This is a genomic window from Pseudomonas anguilliseptica, from assembly GCF_021375795.1.
GTDB classification, from domain to species: Bacteria; Pseudomonadota; Gammaproteobacteria; order Pseudomonadales; family Pseudomonadaceae; genus Aquipseudomonas; species Aquipseudomonas anguilliseptica_A.
The window spans coordinates 157,211-172,552 of record NZ_JAEIOI010000005.1; the positions used below are offsets into that span (position 1 = coordinate 157,211).

The 15,342-nt window shown below is 58.9% G+C and carries 14 protein-coding genes; all 14 read right to left on the reverse strand.

Annotated features, from left to right (window positions below; translation table 11 throughout):
• Positions 1-90: 90 nt before the first annotated feature.
• Positions 91-951 carry a CheW domain-containing protein gene (locus IOD17_RS16695; RefSeq protein ID WP_233686154.1) on the reverse strand — a complete coding sequence of 287 codons (861 nt, stop codon included), beginning with the start codon at positions 949-951 and terminating at the stop codon, positions 91-93.
• Between the two features lie 87 nt (positions 952-1,038).
• Positions 1,039-1,827 (reverse strand): ParA family protein, encoded by a 789-nt coding sequence (locus tag IOD17_RS16700; protein ID WP_233686155.1) that lies wholly within the window; start codon positions 1,825-1,827, stop codon positions 1,039-1,041.
• Between the two features lie 51 nt (positions 1,828-1,878).
• Positions 1,879-2,748 carry a flagellar motor protein MotD gene (motD, locus tag IOD17_RS16705; RefSeq protein WP_233686156.1) on the reverse strand — a complete coding sequence of 290 codons (870 nt, stop codon included), beginning with the start codon at positions 2,746-2,748 and terminating at the stop codon, positions 1,879-1,881.
• Between the two features lie 12 nt (positions 2,749-2,760).
• Complete coding sequence (locus IOD17_RS16710) at positions 2,761-3,501, reverse strand: flagellar motor protein (protein ID WP_233686157.1); 741 nt, start codon at positions 3,499-3,501, stop codon at positions 2,761-2,763.
• Positions 3,501-4,619, reverse strand: coding sequence for a protein-glutamate methylesterase/protein-glutamine glutaminase (locus tag IOD17_RS16715; protein WP_233686158.1), 1,119 nt, complete (start codon positions 4,617-4,619; stop codon positions 3,501-3,503). Before IOD17_RS16715 ends, IOD17_RS16710 begins: the two co-directional genes overlap by 1 nt.
• Positions 4,620-4,662: 43 nt before the next feature.
• Complete coding sequence (locus tag IOD17_RS16720; RefSeq protein WP_233686159.1) at positions 4,663-6,894, reverse strand: chemotaxis protein CheA; 2,232 nt, start codon at positions 6,892-6,894, stop codon at positions 4,663-4,665.
• Between the two features lie 12 nt (positions 6,895-6,906).
• A complete protein-coding gene (locus IOD17_RS16725) occupies positions 6,907-7,695 on the reverse strand; it encodes a protein phosphatase CheZ (protein WP_233686160.1) in 789 nt (262 codons plus the stop codon).
• Between the two features lie 19 nt (positions 7,696-7,714).
• Positions 7,715-8,089: a chemotaxis response regulator CheY gene (locus IOD17_RS16730; RefSeq protein WP_177480012.1), complete on the reverse strand. Its 375-nt coding sequence runs from the start codon at positions 8,087-8,089 to the stop codon at positions 7,715-7,717.
• Positions 8,090-8,196: 107 nt separating this feature from the next.
• A complete protein-coding gene (fliA, locus tag IOD17_RS16735; RefSeq protein ID WP_233686161.1) occupies positions 8,197-8,943 on the reverse strand; it encodes an RNA polymerase sigma factor FliA in 747 nt (248 codons plus the stop codon).
• Entirely contained in the window at positions 8,940-9,770 is an 831-nt protein-coding gene (fleN, locus tag IOD17_RS16740) for a flagellar synthesis regulator FleN (RefSeq protein ID WP_233686162.1), read from the reverse strand. The genes fliA and fleN overlap by 4 nt, the downstream gene beginning before the upstream one ends.
• Before the next feature lie 78 nt (positions 9,771-9,848).
• Positions 9,849-11,156, reverse strand: coding sequence for a flagellar biosynthesis protein FlhF (gene flhF, locus IOD17_RS16745; protein WP_233686163.1), 1,308 nt, complete (start codon positions 11,154-11,156; stop codon positions 9,849-9,851).
• Between the two features lie 15 nt (positions 11,157-11,171).
• Positions 11,172-13,295, reverse strand: coding sequence for a flagellar biosynthesis protein FlhA (flhA, locus tag IOD17_RS16750; RefSeq protein ID WP_233686241.1), 2,124 nt, complete (start codon positions 13,293-13,295; stop codon positions 11,172-11,174).
• Between the two features lie 133 nt (positions 13,296-13,428).
• Positions 13,429-14,565 (reverse strand): flagellar biosynthesis protein FlhB, encoded by a 1,137-nt coding sequence (flhB, locus tag IOD17_RS16755; RefSeq protein ID WP_233686164.1) that lies wholly within the window; start codon positions 14,563-14,565, stop codon positions 13,429-13,431.
• Positions 14,565-15,341, reverse strand: coding sequence for a flagellar biosynthetic protein FliR (fliR, locus tag IOD17_RS16760; RefSeq protein ID WP_233686165.1), 777 nt, complete (start codon positions 15,339-15,341; stop codon positions 14,565-14,567). Before fliR ends, flhB begins: the two co-directional genes overlap by 1 nt.
• Position 15,342 lies beyond the last annotated feature (1 nt).

Here is a 15,342-nt window from a genome sequence, read left to right on the forward strand (position 1 = left end):
ATGAACCGCTCGCGGCGGCGATCGCGGGTGTATATCCCGCTGTCATTACTATAGTTGCAAAGCTGCGCTCATCGCACCGCCTGGCGTTATTCAATGTACCCGGTTGGTTGCCATACGCTTGGCCGCACCACTGGCAATCAATTCGGCCAGAGACGCGATATCCAGCAAGGCGCACATATGTTCGATCACCGTCCCCGCCAGCCATGGGCGCTGAGTACGCTGACTGCGCCACTTCACTTCATTGGGGTCCAGGCGAATCGAGCGGCTGACCTGATGCACTGCAAGCCCCCACTCATAGCCCTGCACGGAAATTACATACTGCAGGCCTTCACGAAAATCATCGCGGTAACGATCCGGCATCACCCAGCGAGCGGTATCCAGTACCTTCAAGTTGCCTGCCTGGCACGGCAGTATGCCGAGAAACCAGTCTGGCTGGCCAAATAATGGCGTGAGCTCCTGGCCTTGCAGAGGATAGATCGAGCCCAGGCATACCAGAGGAACCGCCAGGGTTAACCCGGCCACATCGAACAACAGGCACTCGAATGGCCCTTCGGCCCACTCAGGCCGTCCCTGCTGCACCAACTCAGGCACCACCAAGGCATCAGGTGCGGCCTGCGCGGCTTCACTCACCGGGTTTTCAGCCACTACGACTGGCACCGGCTCTGGCGTCTCAACCGCAGGTAAAGGCATTTCTATGGTCGGCAACACCAGCGGGCGTGGTGCCAGCTCAATCACCGGTTTGGCGACAGGTACCTGCGCAATGATGCGGGCATCACGCACCTGCTCTTCCAGCACAGCGGCCTCGAACTCATCCAGGCTAATGCTATCGGCGCTGAAATCATCTGCCTCAAGACTATCGGCCAACTCACTCGCAGCATCCTGCAGCAAGCCGTCCAGGTAGGACTGCAAGGCCAGTTGCGGACGTGTTGCGGTGGCAAGGGGACGACTCATGAACACAACCCAAAATAACGATCTGTACAGACTATCGGCCGCTCTAGCGACAGACTTGAGCCAACCACTTCAGCATAGCTTTTCATCTCAGGCGACCTGCGCCGCGATCTGCTGCGACAGCAAGTGCTTGAGCAGCGCACGATAGGCAATCACACCACGGCTGTTGTTATCAAATTGCGAAGGCGTGAGCCCTGCCCGGCTGGCATCACGCAAGCGCGTATCCACCGGAATGTAAGCTGGCCACAGATGATCCGGATAACTATTACGCAGCACCCGCAGTGTGCCCATGGAGGCCTGGGTACGGCGGTCAAACAGGGTCGGCACAATGGTGTAAGGTAAAGCCTGCTGGCGCGAACGGTTGATCATCGCCAGGGTATTGACCATCCGCTCCAGGCCTTTGACGGCAAGGAACTCGGTCTGTACCGGAATCACCAGCTGCTGACTGGCGGCCAGGGCATTGACCATCAACACACCCAACAAGGGTGGACTGTCGATCACCGCATGGTCGAAATCCTGCCAGAGCTGCGCCAGGCTCTTGGCAATCACCAGCCCCAGACCACTCTGCCCAGGCGACTGACGCTCGAGGGTGGCCAGCGCCGTACTCGACGGCAGCAGGGAAATACGTTCATGGCTGGTGGGCAACAGCAGTTGCTGCGGCAAACCACGCGGCACACTGCCCTGATGCTGAAATAGGTCAAAGCAACTGTGTTCCAGGCTATCCGGATCGTGTCCAAAATAGCTGGTCATGGATCCATGGGGGTCGAGGTCGACCACCACCACACGCTTACCGGCATCGGCCAACAGGCCTGCCAGGGCGATTGATGTGGTGGTCTTGCCGACTCCACCTTTTTGATTGGCTACTGCCCAGACTCTCATCGTTATCATCCTCCCGGTACAGCTATAGCCTGACCGAGAACGGGGTCACCCTTATGGGGCCGGCGACGGGGGATTGACGGCTCCCGCTTGCGGGGCCGGCGCTGCTGGGGCTGGTGCAGGTTGCGTGCCAGCCCGTTGCAAGGCCGCATCGGGTTTGGCATTGGCGCTGCCAACACCACTCACACTGCGGCGCACATCAAGATTGCGCGATATCACCAGTACCACCCGACGGTTACGTCCGCGGCCTTCTGCAGTGCTATTGTCCGCCACTGGTTGAAATTCGCCATAGCCAACAGCAGCCAGTCGGCTGGGATTGACCCCATCCATGGTCAGCATACGCACGATACTGGCCGCCCGCGCGGTAGACAGCTCCCAGTTGGTCGGGAACTGCGCCGTCTGAATCGGCAGGTTATCGGTAAAGCCTTCCACATGAATCGGGTTTTCATAAGGTGCCAGAATTTTGGCGACCTTTTCGATAATGTCGAACGCGGCATTATTGGGGATCGCATCGCCACTGGTGAACAGCAAGCTGGAGCTGAGCTCGATCTCGATCCACAACTCGTTGCCACTGACCTTGAGCTGCTCGGACTGAATCAGGTCGCCAAAGGCTTCGCGCACGCTGTTGGCAATGCTTTCCAGTGAGTCCGCAGCCGAGAGCGTGGTTTCCTCATCCACCAGTGAACGATCCGGCTCGGTTGTGCGCGGTCGCTCATCGCCCACCGGAATCGGCTTGATCGCTCGATCAGGCTGGTTGAATACCCCAGTCAGGCTGTCTGAAAGAATCTTGTACTTGCCTTCGTTGATCGAGGAGATCGAATACATCACCACGAAAAACGCGAACAGCAAGGTGATGAAGTCGGCATAGGAGACCAGCCAACGCTCGTGGTTTTCATGTTCTTCGTGATGACGCCTGCGGGCCATGCGCTGTCCCCATCAGTCCATAAAGCCTTGCAGCTTCAATTCGATGGAGCGCGGGTTCTCACCCTCGGCAATCGACAGGATGCCTTCAAGCAGCATTTCGCGGTAACGCGACTGTCGCTGGGCAATGGCTTTGAGTTTGTTGCCAATCGGCAATAGCAACAGGTTGGCAAAACCAACCCCGTAGATGGTCGCGACAAAGGCTACGGCAATACCACTGCCCAGCATGCTTGGGTCAGCCAGATTGCCCATCACATGGATCAGGCCCATCACCGCACCGATGATGCCGATCGTCGGAGCGTAGCCACCCATGCTCTCGAACACCTTGGCGGCCTGGATATCGCGGCCTTCCTGGGTGTACAGATCGACCTCGAGAATACTGCGAATGGCTTCAGGCTCGGCACCATCAACCAGCAGTTGCAGACCTTTGCGGGCATAGGGGTCAGCTTCGGCATCAGCCACCGCTTCCAGCCCCAGCAGGCCTTCCTTGCGCGCAGTCATACTCCAGCCCACCACGCGATTGATACCGCCGGCCAGATCAATTCGCGGCGGAAAGAATATCCAGCTGATAATCGCCAGCGCACGCTTGAATACACTCACCGGGGCCTGCAGAAACGCAGCCCCCAGCGTACCGCCTACCACGATCAGGGCAGCCGGGCCATTGAGCAGGGCTCCGGCATGACCACCTTCCAGGTAGTTGCCACCGAGGATGGCGACAAATGCCAGGATGACCCCGATAAGGCTCAGTACATCCATTAAGCGCAGGCCTCCGCCAAATGCCTGCCAATGTCATCCAGCGGGTAGATCGCATCAGCCAGGTTGGCTTTGACGATGGCCATCGGCATGCCATAAATCACGCAGCTGGCTTCGTCTTGCGCCCACACCTGGCTGCCGCCCTGCTTAAGCAGACGCGCGCCTTCACGGCCGTCCGCGCCCATGCCCGTGAGCACCACTGCCAGCACCTTGTCGCCATAGGACTTGGCCACTGAACCAAAGGTGATATCAACACAGGGTTTGTAATTCAGGCGCTCATCGCCTGGGAGAATTTTCACCACCCCACGCGCATCAATCATCATCTGTTTGCCGCCAGGAGCCAGCAATGCCAGGCCCGGACGCAGAACATCACCGTCTTCGGCTTCCTTGACGCTGATGCGACACAGTTTATCGAGGCGTTCGGCAAAGGCCTTGGTAAACGCTGCCGGCATGTGCTGAATCAATACGATCGGAGCCGGGAACGTGGCTGGCAGCTGAGTCAGGACCCGCTGCAACGCGACGGGGCCGCCGGTGGACGTGCCAATGGCAACCAGTTTGTAGGACTTACGCTTGGGCGCTGCACTGCTGGCCGCAGGGGCCGGTGTCGGCGCAACAGCTGGCCGGCTGACCGGCGTGCTGGTTGGCGCAGGACGGGCAGCCGGTTTGCTAAGGCCTGCCGCTGGCACTACTGGCGCTGCCGACGGCGGGTTAAGGCTGCGGCGGTTGCTGCGCGCAATGGTGTGGATCTTCTCGCAGAGCAGTTGTTTGACCCGCTCCGGGTTGCGTGAAATGTCCTCGAAATTCTTCGGCAGAAAATCAACCGCACCGGCCTCCAGCGCATCGAGCGTCACCCGTGCGCCTTCATGGGTCAGGGAGGAAAACATCAAGACCGGGGTCGGGCAGCGCTGCATGATGTTACGCACAGCCGTGATGCCATCCATCATCGGCATCTCGTAATCCATGGTGATCACATCGGGTTTAAGCGCCTGCGCCTGTTCGATGGCTTCACGGCCATTGGTAGCAGTGCCGATCACCTGGATATTCGGATCGGCCGACAGAATTTCCGACACACGCCGGCGGAAAAAACCGGAGTCATCAACCACCAACACCTTAACAGCCATAAACACTCCTAAACGATGCGACAGACACCTGCATCGCTAACAATCACATACGCCGTGCGTAACGTTTGAGCATGCTCGGCACGTCAAGAATCAGGGCGATGCGACCATCACCGGTAATGGTCGCGCCGGACATACCTGGAGTGCCCTGCAGCATTTTGCCCAGCGGCTTGATAACCACTTCCTCCTGACCGACCAGTTGATCGACCACGAAGCCGATACGCTGGCTGCCAACGGTAAGGATCACTACATGCCCCTCGCCTTGCTCAACATGTGCCGCACTGCCGATCAGCCAGCGTTTGAGATAAAACAGCGGCAAGGCCTTGTCGCGCACGATCACCACTTCCTGGCCGTCGACGACATTGGTGCGCGACAGGTCGAGGTGGAAGATCTCGTTGACGTTGACCAACGGGAAAGCAAACGCCTGATTGGCCAGCATCACCATCAGCGTCGGCATGATGGCCAGAGTCAGCGGCACCTTGATGACGATTTTTGACCCCTGCCCCTTGGTCGAAAACACATTGACCGTACCATTGAGCTGGGAAATCTTGGTTTTCACCACGTCCATGCCTACACCACGGCCGGACACGTCGGAAATCTCGGTCTTGGTCGAGAAACCTGGGGCAAAAATCAGGTTGTAGCATTCGAATTCGTTGAGACGATCGGCCGCGTCCTTGTCCAGCAGGCCTTTCTCCACAGCCTTGGCACGCAGCACATCGGCATCCATTCCTTTGCCGTCATCGGAAATCGACAGCAGGATATGGTCGCCCTCCTGCTCGGCAGACAGCACCACCTTGCCGCCTCGGGCTTTACCGGCAGCCTCACGCTCTTCTGGGGTTTCAATGCCGTGGTCGACAGCGTTGCGCACCAAGTGAACCAACGGATCGGCCAGTGCCTCAACCAGGTTTTTGTCGAGATCGGTTTCTTCACCGACCAGTTCCAGGTTGATTTCTTTCTTCAGGTTGCGCGCCAGGTCACGCACCAGGCGTGGGAAGCGGCCGAATACCTTTTTGATCGGCTGCATACGGGTTTTCATCACGGCGGTCTGCAGATCTGCCGTGACCACGTCCAGGTTGGATACCGCTTTGGACATAGCCTCATCGGCACTGCTGGCCCCGAGGCGTACCAAACGGTTACGCACCAGCACCAGTTCACCCACCATGTTCATGATTTCATCCAGCCGCGCGGTATCGACCCGTACAGTGGTTTCCGCCTCGCTAGGCGGTGCAACCTTGTCCGCTACCGGAGCCGCCGCAGCGGCAGGCGCCTTGGCTGGTTCGACCTTGGCAGCGGGCTTGGGTGCTGGTTTGGCGACCGCTTTGGCCGGTTCTGCCGGTTTAGCCGCAGGCGTTGGTGCGACCGGCTTAATGGCCTCGGGCTCAACAAACTTGCCTTTACCATGCAACTGATCCAGCAGGGCCTCGAACTCATCATCGGTGATGTCGTCACCCGCTGCCTCAGCAACAGGTTCAACCTTGGCAGCAGGAGCGGCTGCAACCGGCGGCGGCACGAACTGCCCTTTGCCGTGCAACTGATCAAGCAAGGACTCGAACTCATCATCGGTAATTTCGTCGCTGCTGCTGGCGGCCACCGGAGCTGCCGGTGGTGCAGTTGGCACAACCGGGGCAGCGCTCACATCGGCTACAAACTGGCCTTTACCATGCAACTGATCCAGCAACGACTCGAACTCGTCGTCGGTAATCTCGTCACTACTAGCCGCAACAGCCGCGGGGGCTGGCGTTTCATCCAGAGCACCGAGCAGTTGTTCAAATTCGCTGTCGGTAATATCACCTGCCGAGGCTTGAGCAACCGCCGGTTCGGGCTCGGGCTCAGGCTCAGGCTCAGGCTCAGCTGCCGGCACGTCGGCCTGCACCAACTCATCAGCACTGGCTGGCTCAGCCAGGCGAGCCAATGCCGCCAGCAACTCAGGCGTCGCTGGGGTCAGGTCAGTTCGCTCGCGGACCTCACTGAACATACTGTTGACGGCATCCAGTGCTTCCAGCACCACATCCATCAATGCGGAGTCGACGCGCCGCTCACCCTTGCGCAGGATGTCGAAGACGTTTTCTGCGATATGGCAGCATTCCACCAGTTCATTGAGCTGGAGAAAACCGGCACCACCTTTGACGGTATGGAAACCGCGAAAAATAGCGTTGAGCAGATTCATGTCGTCCGGGCGGCTTTCAAGCTCCACCAACTGCTCGGACAGTAGTTCAAGAATCTCGCCGGCCTCTACCAGGAAGTCCTGGAGGATTTCTTCATCGGCGCCGAAGCTCATATAGACGTGCTCCTAAAATCCCAGGCTGGAAAGCAGGTCGTCGACATCATCCTGATTCGATGCGACGTCTTCACGCTTATCGGCATGAATCTGCGGACCTTCACCACGGGAAGGCTCTTTTTGTTTTTCTTGTTCGGCACGGAGCAACTCATGGTTGTGTTCAATGCCGGCAAACTGATCCACCTGGCTGGCCATCAGCACCAGTTTCAGCAGGTTGCTTTCAACATCAGTGACCAACTGCGTGACGCGCTTGATCACCTGCCCGGTCAGATCCTGAAAGTCCTGAGCCAGCAGAATGTCGTTGAGGTGAGCAGATAGCTTGGCCCCATCGCGCTCACTACGAGCAAGGAACAACTCGACGCGCTTGGCCAGCTCACGAAAGCCGTCAGCACTCATTTCGCGGCGCATGAAACGCCCCCAATCGGCGCTCAGGCTCTGAGCCTCGTCGCTGAGATCGTTGACCAGCGGCGCACTCTGCTCGACCAGATCCATGGTGCGATTGGCCGCTTTCTCGGTCATCGTCACTACATAATTGAGCCGCTCGGTGGCATCGGTGATTTGCGACACCTCAGTGGCATGGGGCACGCGCGGATCAAGCTGAAAATTGACGATGGCGTTATGCAACTCACGGGTCAGCTTGCCAACCTCGTGATAGAGGCCACGATCACGCGCCTTGTTGAGTTCATGAATCAGCTGTACCGCTTCACCAAAATTGCCCTGTTCCAGGGTGTCGACCAGTTGGCGAGCGTTGTGTTTCAGGGTCGACTCAAGGTCGCCTTGAACGGAATCTTTATGTTCCATAGCACCCTCATGGCAGACATCAGCCGTTGACCCGCTCGAAGATCTTCTCAATCTTCTCTTTCAGCACCTGGGCAGTGAACGGCTTGACCACATAGCCATTAACCCCAGCCTGAGCTGCTTCGATGATCTGATCGCGCTTGGCCTCGGCCGTCACCATCAGCACCGGCAGGGTTTTCAGACGATCATCCGCGCGTACTGCGCGCAGCAGGTCAATCCCGGTCATGCCGGGCATGTTCCAGTCCGTTACCAGAAAATCGAAACTGCCGCTTTGCAGCATCGGCAAGGCCGTGGTGCCGTCATCGGCCTCGGCAGTGTTGGTGAACCCCAAGTCACGCAGGAGGTTCTTGATGATCCGTCGCATCGTTGAAAAGTCATCAACGATGAGGATTTTCATGTTCTTGTCCAAGTCGACCTCCGTACAGTCCCAAACGCACCCAGCAACCTGTGTACGCCTTTAATCGTGAAACCGGCCCAGGTACCAGCGAGTGCTGCAACCGTCACTTAGTGTGCGCGCCACTCGCCCAAACGGGCGCGTAAACGGGCAGCACACTGACTGTGTAGTTGGCTTACGCGTGATTCGCTAACCCCCAGTACTTCGCCGATCTCCTTAAGATTTAATTCTTCATCGTAATATAGCGCTAACACCAGGCGCTCGCGCTCCGGCAGGTTGGCGATGGCATCGGCCAAGGCTGCCTGAAAGCGTTCATCTTCCAGATCACGAGAAGGTTCGAGGTGGTTGCTGCCAGCGTCTTCACCCAGCCCACCATGCTCGCCGTCCTGCAACAGGTCGTCGAAGCTGAACAGGCGGCTGCCTAAAGTGTCGCCAAGAATGCCGTAGTAATCCTCGAGACTCAATTGGAGTTCGGCCGCAACCTCTTGATCTTTAGCATCTCGGCCCGTTCTGGCCTCAATTACTCGAATGGCATCACTGACCATGCGGCTGTTGCGGTGCACGGAACGGGGAGCCCAGTCGCCTTTACGTACCTCGTCGAGCATGGAACCACGAATGCGAATGCCAGCGAACGTCTCGAAACTGGCACCTTTGCTGGAATCGTATTTTTTTGACGCTTCAAGCAGGCCGATCATCCCGGCCTGGATCAGGTCGTCGACCTGCACATTGGCGGGCAGACGCGCCAACAGGTGATAGGCAATGCGTTTGACCAAAGGCGCATAGCGCTCGATCAACTGGTGCTGGGAGTCCTGCGCCTGTGCCTTGCTATACATACGAAGTCCAGAGGCTGCTGTCATATGGCCGTGTCCGCGATCGGTTGGTGCACCAGACGCTCAACGAAAAACTCCAGGTGACCGCGCGGATTGGCCGGTAATGGCCAGGCGTCGACTTTCTGGGCTATCGCCTTGAACGCCAACGCGCACTTCGAACGCGGGAAGGCTTCGTAAACCGCGCGCTGCTTTTGCACGGCCTTGCGCACTGACTCGTCATACGGCACCGCACCTACATATTGCAGGGCAACGTCAAGAAAACGATCAGTCACTTTAGTCAGCTTAGCAAAGAGGTTGCGGCCTTCCTGCGGGCTGTGGGCCATATTGGCCAGAACGCGAAAACGGTTCATGCCGTGGTCACGGTTAAGCAGTTTGATCAGCGCGTAAGCGTCAGTAATCGAGGTCGGCTCGTCGCAGACCACCACCAGCACTTCCTGGGCCGCGCGCACGAAACTGACCACGCCATCACCAATGCCAGCGGCGGTGTCGATGATCAGCACATCAAGATTGTCGCTGATATCACTGAAGGCCTGGATCAGCCCGGCATGCTGCATGGGCGACAGTTGCACCATGCTCTGAATGCCCGACGCCGCCGGCACGATGCGTATCCCGCCCGGCCCCTGCAACAGCACATCGCGCAGCTCACATTCGCCACTGATAACGTCTTCCAGGGTGCGTTTGGCGCTCAGGCCAAGCAGCACATCGACGTTGGCCAAGCCCAGGTCGGCGTCCATCAGCATCACCCGGCGGCCGAGATCGGCCAGGGCCAATGCCAGGTTCACCGAGACGTTGGTCTTACCGACGCCACCCTTGCCGCCGGTCACCGCAATCACCTGTACGGGATGCATACCCATGTTTTCTACACACCTTGTCTAACTTCGACTGGAGCCACTCGGCCGGCTACGCGCGGTTCAATTGCAACAACTTGGCGCTTAACTGACACGCCGTGTGGGCTGCTGATAAAGGCCGGCAAACATCTCCGCCATCGTATCCTCGCTTGGATCCTGGGTAGCCTGCAGCCCCACGGCCCGGCTGACCAGTTGATGACTGCGCGGTACCTGCAGATCATCGGGAATCCGTGGCCCATCTGCGAGATAGGCTACCGGTAGACGCTGGCTAATAGCCAGTCCTAAAACCTCACCCAGGCTGGTGGCTTCATCCGCCTTGGTCACAATACAGCCCGCCAAGCCACAGCGCTTATAACTATGGTAGGCGGCTTTCAGCACTTGGCCCTGGCTGGTAGCAGCCATTACCAGATAATTTTTTGCATTGACGCCACGGCTGGCCAGGGTTTCCAGCTGCATGCGCAGCGCCGGGTCGTTGGCGGGCAAGCCGGCGGTGTCGATCAGCACCACGCGTTTGCACGCCAGCGGCGCCAGCGCCTGGGTCAGCGACTGGCCAGGATCGACCAGGGTCACCGGGACATTGAGAATGCGCCCGAGAGTCTTGAGTTGCTCCTGGGCGCCAATGCGGTAGCTGTCCAGGCTGACCAGAGCGATGTGCTGTGCACCGTATTTAAGGACATAACGCGCAGCCAGCTTCGCCAGAGTGGTGGTCTTGCCCATACCGGCCGGACCAACCAGGGCGATCACCCCGCCTTCGTCCATCGGCTCCTGTTTCGGCGTCTTGATCGCATGCGCCAGGTGCGCCAGCAGCATGCGCCAGGCCTGACGCGGCTCGGCCACGTTGGCAACACGTTCCAGCAAGGCTTTCGACAGCTCAGCGGACAACCCCATGCGCTGCAGACGACGCCACAGATTGGCCTGTTGCGGACGACGATTCTGCAACTGCCCCCAGGCAATCGAGCCCAGCTGTACTTCAATCAGCTCACGCAGGCCGTGCAGTTCGAAGCGCATGGCATCCAGCGCACGTTGATCGGTGGCTGCAGCAACGGCAGGTGCATGCTGAGACTTGCGCATGACCGCCGCCAGGCTATCGGCAGGTAGTTCCAGTTCCGCGCCAAACAGTTGGCGATCCTTGCCGGCATCCATCTTGGCGCGGGTACTCAGCTCAGCCTGGGCGGTGGCAATCTTCGCCTGGGTCTTGCGCAGCTCGGCTTCCAGCGCGGGGTTGGGCTGGCGCGCTGGTGCAGCAGGCACCTGGTAATCCAGGGCAGCAGTCAGCTCGACACCGCCGGCGACCCGGCGATTGCCAATGATCGAGGCATCGGCACCCAGCTCATCACGCACCAGTTTCATGGCGGTGCGCATATCGGCGGCGAAAAAGCGTTTGACCTGCATGGCCTGTAACCTCGGTTAGTTCTGCCCCACCGTCGCAACGATGGTGACCTGCTTGTTATCCGGAATTTCCTGGTATGCCAGTACATGGATACTCGGAACCGCCAGCCGCGCGAATCGCGAGAGCATCGCCCGGACCGGACCGGCCACCAGCAGAATCACTGGCTTGCCGAGCATTTCCTGGCGCTGCGCCGCTTCCACCAGGGAACGCTGCAGCTTCTCGGCCATGCCCGGTTCCAGGAGGATGCCCTCCTCGGCGCCTTGACCGGCCTTCTGGATACTGTTGAGCAATATCTGTTCCAACCTGGGTTCCAGGGTGATCACAGGCAGCTCCAGCTCTAGTCCCACAATGCTTTGCACGATTGCACGGGCCAGGGCGACACGCACGGCGGCCACCATCGCGGCGGGATCTTGACTCTTCACTGCCACGTTGGCGATGGCTTCGGCAATGGTGCGGATGTCGCGCACCGGGACCTGCTCCTGCAACAGCGCTTGCAGCACCTTGAGCAGGGTCGACAGGGAAATCATGCCCGGCACCAGTTCCTCGGCCAGCTTGGGTGAGGTCTTGGCCAGCAGCTGCATCAACTGCTGCACTTCTTCATGCCCGAGCAGCTCGTGGGCGTGCTTGTGCAGCACCTGATTGAGGTGAGTGGCAACCACGGTGCTGGCGTCTACCACGGTGTAGCCGAGGGACTGCGCCTGATCGCGCTGGGTCGGGTCGATCCACACTGCTTCGAGACCAAATGCCGGGTCCTTGGCGGCGATGCCATTCAGTGGGCCGAAGACCTGGCCTGGGTTGATCGCCAACTCGCGATCCGGGTACACCTCAGCTTCGGCCACACTGACGCCCATCAGCGTCAGACGATAGGCATTGGGCTGTAAGTCGAGGTTGTCGCGGATATGCACCGAGGGCATGAGAAAACCCATTTCCTGAGAGAGCTTCTTGCGCACCCCCTTGATCCGCGCCAACAGCTGGCCACCCTGGTTACGGTCAACCAGTGGAATCAGGCGGTAGCCCACTTCCAGGCCGACCATATCCACCGGGGTGACGTCATCCCAGCCCAGCTCCTTGACCTCTTGCGCCTTCTGCGCCGGCAGCAGCTCCTGTTGACGCTGCACTTCCTTGATTTCGTTTTCCTTCACCGTGCGCTGCTTGTTGGCAATCCAGTACGCAGCACCCGCCGCCACCAGCCCCAGGCTGATAAAGGAGAAATGCGGCATACCGGGCACCAGCCCCATGGCAATCATCACCGCCGCCGTTACCGCCAATGCCCGCGGCGAGGCGAACATCTGCCGGTTGACCTGCGCGCCCATGTCTTCGGAACTGGAAACGCGGGTGACCATGATTGCCGCCGCAGTGGACAGCAGCAGCGATGGAATCTGCGCCACCAGGCCGTCACCAATAGTCAGCAAGGTGTAGATGCGGCCAGCATCGGCAAAACTCAGATTGTGCTGGAAGATACCGATGGCGATGCCGCCGATCAGGTTGATAAACAGAATCAGCAGGCCGGCAATCGCATCACCACGAACAAACTTGCTGGCACCGTCCATGGAACCGTAGAAATCCGCTTCCTGAGACACCTCACTACGGCGTTTCTTGGCTTCGCCCTGGTCGATCAACCCGGCATTCAGATCCGCGTCGATGGCCATCTGCTTACCCGGCATGGCATCCAGGGTAAAACGTGCGCTGACCTCGGAGATGCGCCCAGCACCCTTGGTCACCACCACGAAGTTGATGATCATCAGGATCGCGAACACCACGATACCGACCACGTAGTTACCGCCGATTACCACCTCGCCGAAGGCCTGGATCACCTTACCGGCAGCGTCGTGACCATCCTGGCCATTGAGCAGCACGACCCGGGTGGAAGCCACGTTAAGCGCCAGACGCAGCAGAGTCGCTGCCAGCAGAATGGTTGGGAAAACGGCGAAATCCAGCGGGCGCAGCGCGTAGATCGCCACCAGCAGAACTACAATCGACAGAGCAATACTGAAAGTGAACAACACATCCAGCAGGAACGGCGGGATAGGCAGCATGACCATGCCGAGCATGACCAGCAGCAACAGTGGGATGCCCAGATTGCCCTGCTTCAACCCCGAAAGGTTACTGCGCGCATCATTGAGCACTTGCGAGCGATTTATTGCCACATCCCTACCCCAGCCAATTCAATCTTTTGACGCTTAGCACGCCTTTGGGGAGGGTTTTGCAAGAAGCTGTCCAACTTTCCCAGGTTGCAGCAAAACCTCTCCGGACGCGCCGCAACAACAGAGAAAATTACTCGTCGCGGCGTAAATCCGGCGGGATAGGCAGCTCTGGCAGCGGCGCCGGGCGTTTGCCTTTGCCGGCCTGGTACTGACGCAACTGGTAGACGTAGGCGAGCACCTGCGCGATGGCCAGGTACAGACCAGCGGGGATTTCCTGATCCAGCTCAGTGGAATAGAACACCGCCCGCGCCAGCGCCGGCGACTCCAGCACCATGACCTTGTGCTCATTGGCGATTTCACGAATCTTCAAGGCCGTAAAATCACCGCCCTTGGCCAGCAAGACCGGCGCACTACCCTTGGCTGGGTCATATTTCAGGGCCACGGCAAAGTGCGTCGGGTTGGTGATCACCACATCGGCGTCCGGTACCGCCTGCATCATGCGTCGCTCGGCCATCTCGCGCTGCAACTGACGAATACGCTGCTTGACCTCGGGCTTGCCCTCGCTGTCCTTGTATTCGTCGCGCACTTCCTGCTTGGTCATCATCAGTTTCTGCTTGCTGCTCCAGAGCTGAAACGGCACATCCACCGCAGCAATCAGAATCAATCCGCAGGACATCCACAACGCACTCCAGCCCACCACCTTCGCCGAGTGCAAAATAGCCGCTTCTATCGGCTCATGAACAATCGCCAACAGATCGCCCTGCCAGGCCGCCAGCACGGCAATGCCTACCAACAGGATCAGGGTAAATTTGGCCAAGGCCTTGAGCAGTTCCACCAGTGCATCAGTGGAGAACATGCGCTTGAGCCCTGACAAAGGATTCATGCGGCTGAGCTTAGGCGCCATTGCCTCGGCCGAAAACAGCCAGCCACCGAGGGAAATCGGCCCAACAATCGACACGATCAACAGCAGCACAAACAGCGGAAACAACGCTTCCAGGGCAATCTGCCCGGACGCGGCGAGCCACAATGCCATGCTGCGCTCGTCCATGATCACCTCGCGCGACAGGGAAAAATTGCCACGCATGATGTCCAGCATGGCGTTGCCCATACTGCCGCCGAAGGCCAGCATGCCGCCGAAGCCACCGAGGGTCACCGCCAGGGTATTGAGCTCTTTGGAACGGGCAATCTGGCCCTTCTCACGGGATTCGCGCAGGCGTTTCTCCGTGGGTTCCTCGCTCTTATCGGCGCCGCTTTCCGATTCAGCCATCAGCTCGCCCCGGCCATTTCACGCAGGAACTGCAAGGCCTCGGTGGCGAACACCTGATACTGCGCGAGGATATCGGCCATACCGATCCAGACGATCACCAGGCCCAGCACCAGGGTCAACGGAAAACCGATAGAGAAAATGTTCAGCTGCGGCGCGGCGCGGGTCATGACCCCAAATGCCAGGTTGACCACCAGCAGCGCAGTAACTGCCGGCAACACCAGCAACAGGGCTGCGCCCATCACCCAGCTCAGCTTGTTGGCAATTTCCCAGTAATTTTCCACCAGAAAACCGCTACCCACCGGCAGGGTGAAGAAACTTTCAGTCAGCACCTCGAACACCACCAGATGGGCATTCATGGCGAGGAACAGCAAGGTGACCAGGATCATGAACACCTGCCCGATCACCGGCACCGATATGCCGTTGGCCGGGTCGATCATGGAGGCAAAGCCAAGGCCCATCTGCATGGCAACGATTTGCCCGGCAATCACGAAAACCTGAAAAAACAGCTGCAGGACAAAGCCCAGCATCATGCCAATCAGAATTTCCTGTGCGATCCAGAGAAAGGCCTGCAGGTTGATCGCATCAATCACCGGCATCGGTGGCAGAGTCGGCATGATCACCACGCAGATGGCCAGCGACAGATACAGACGCACCCGCGCCGACACCAGCTGGGTGCCGATGATTGGCATAAACATCAGCAGCGCAGCAATACGAAACAGTGGCAGCAGAAAACTGCCTACCCACGCGCCGATCTGCTCGTTGCTTAACTCGAGCATG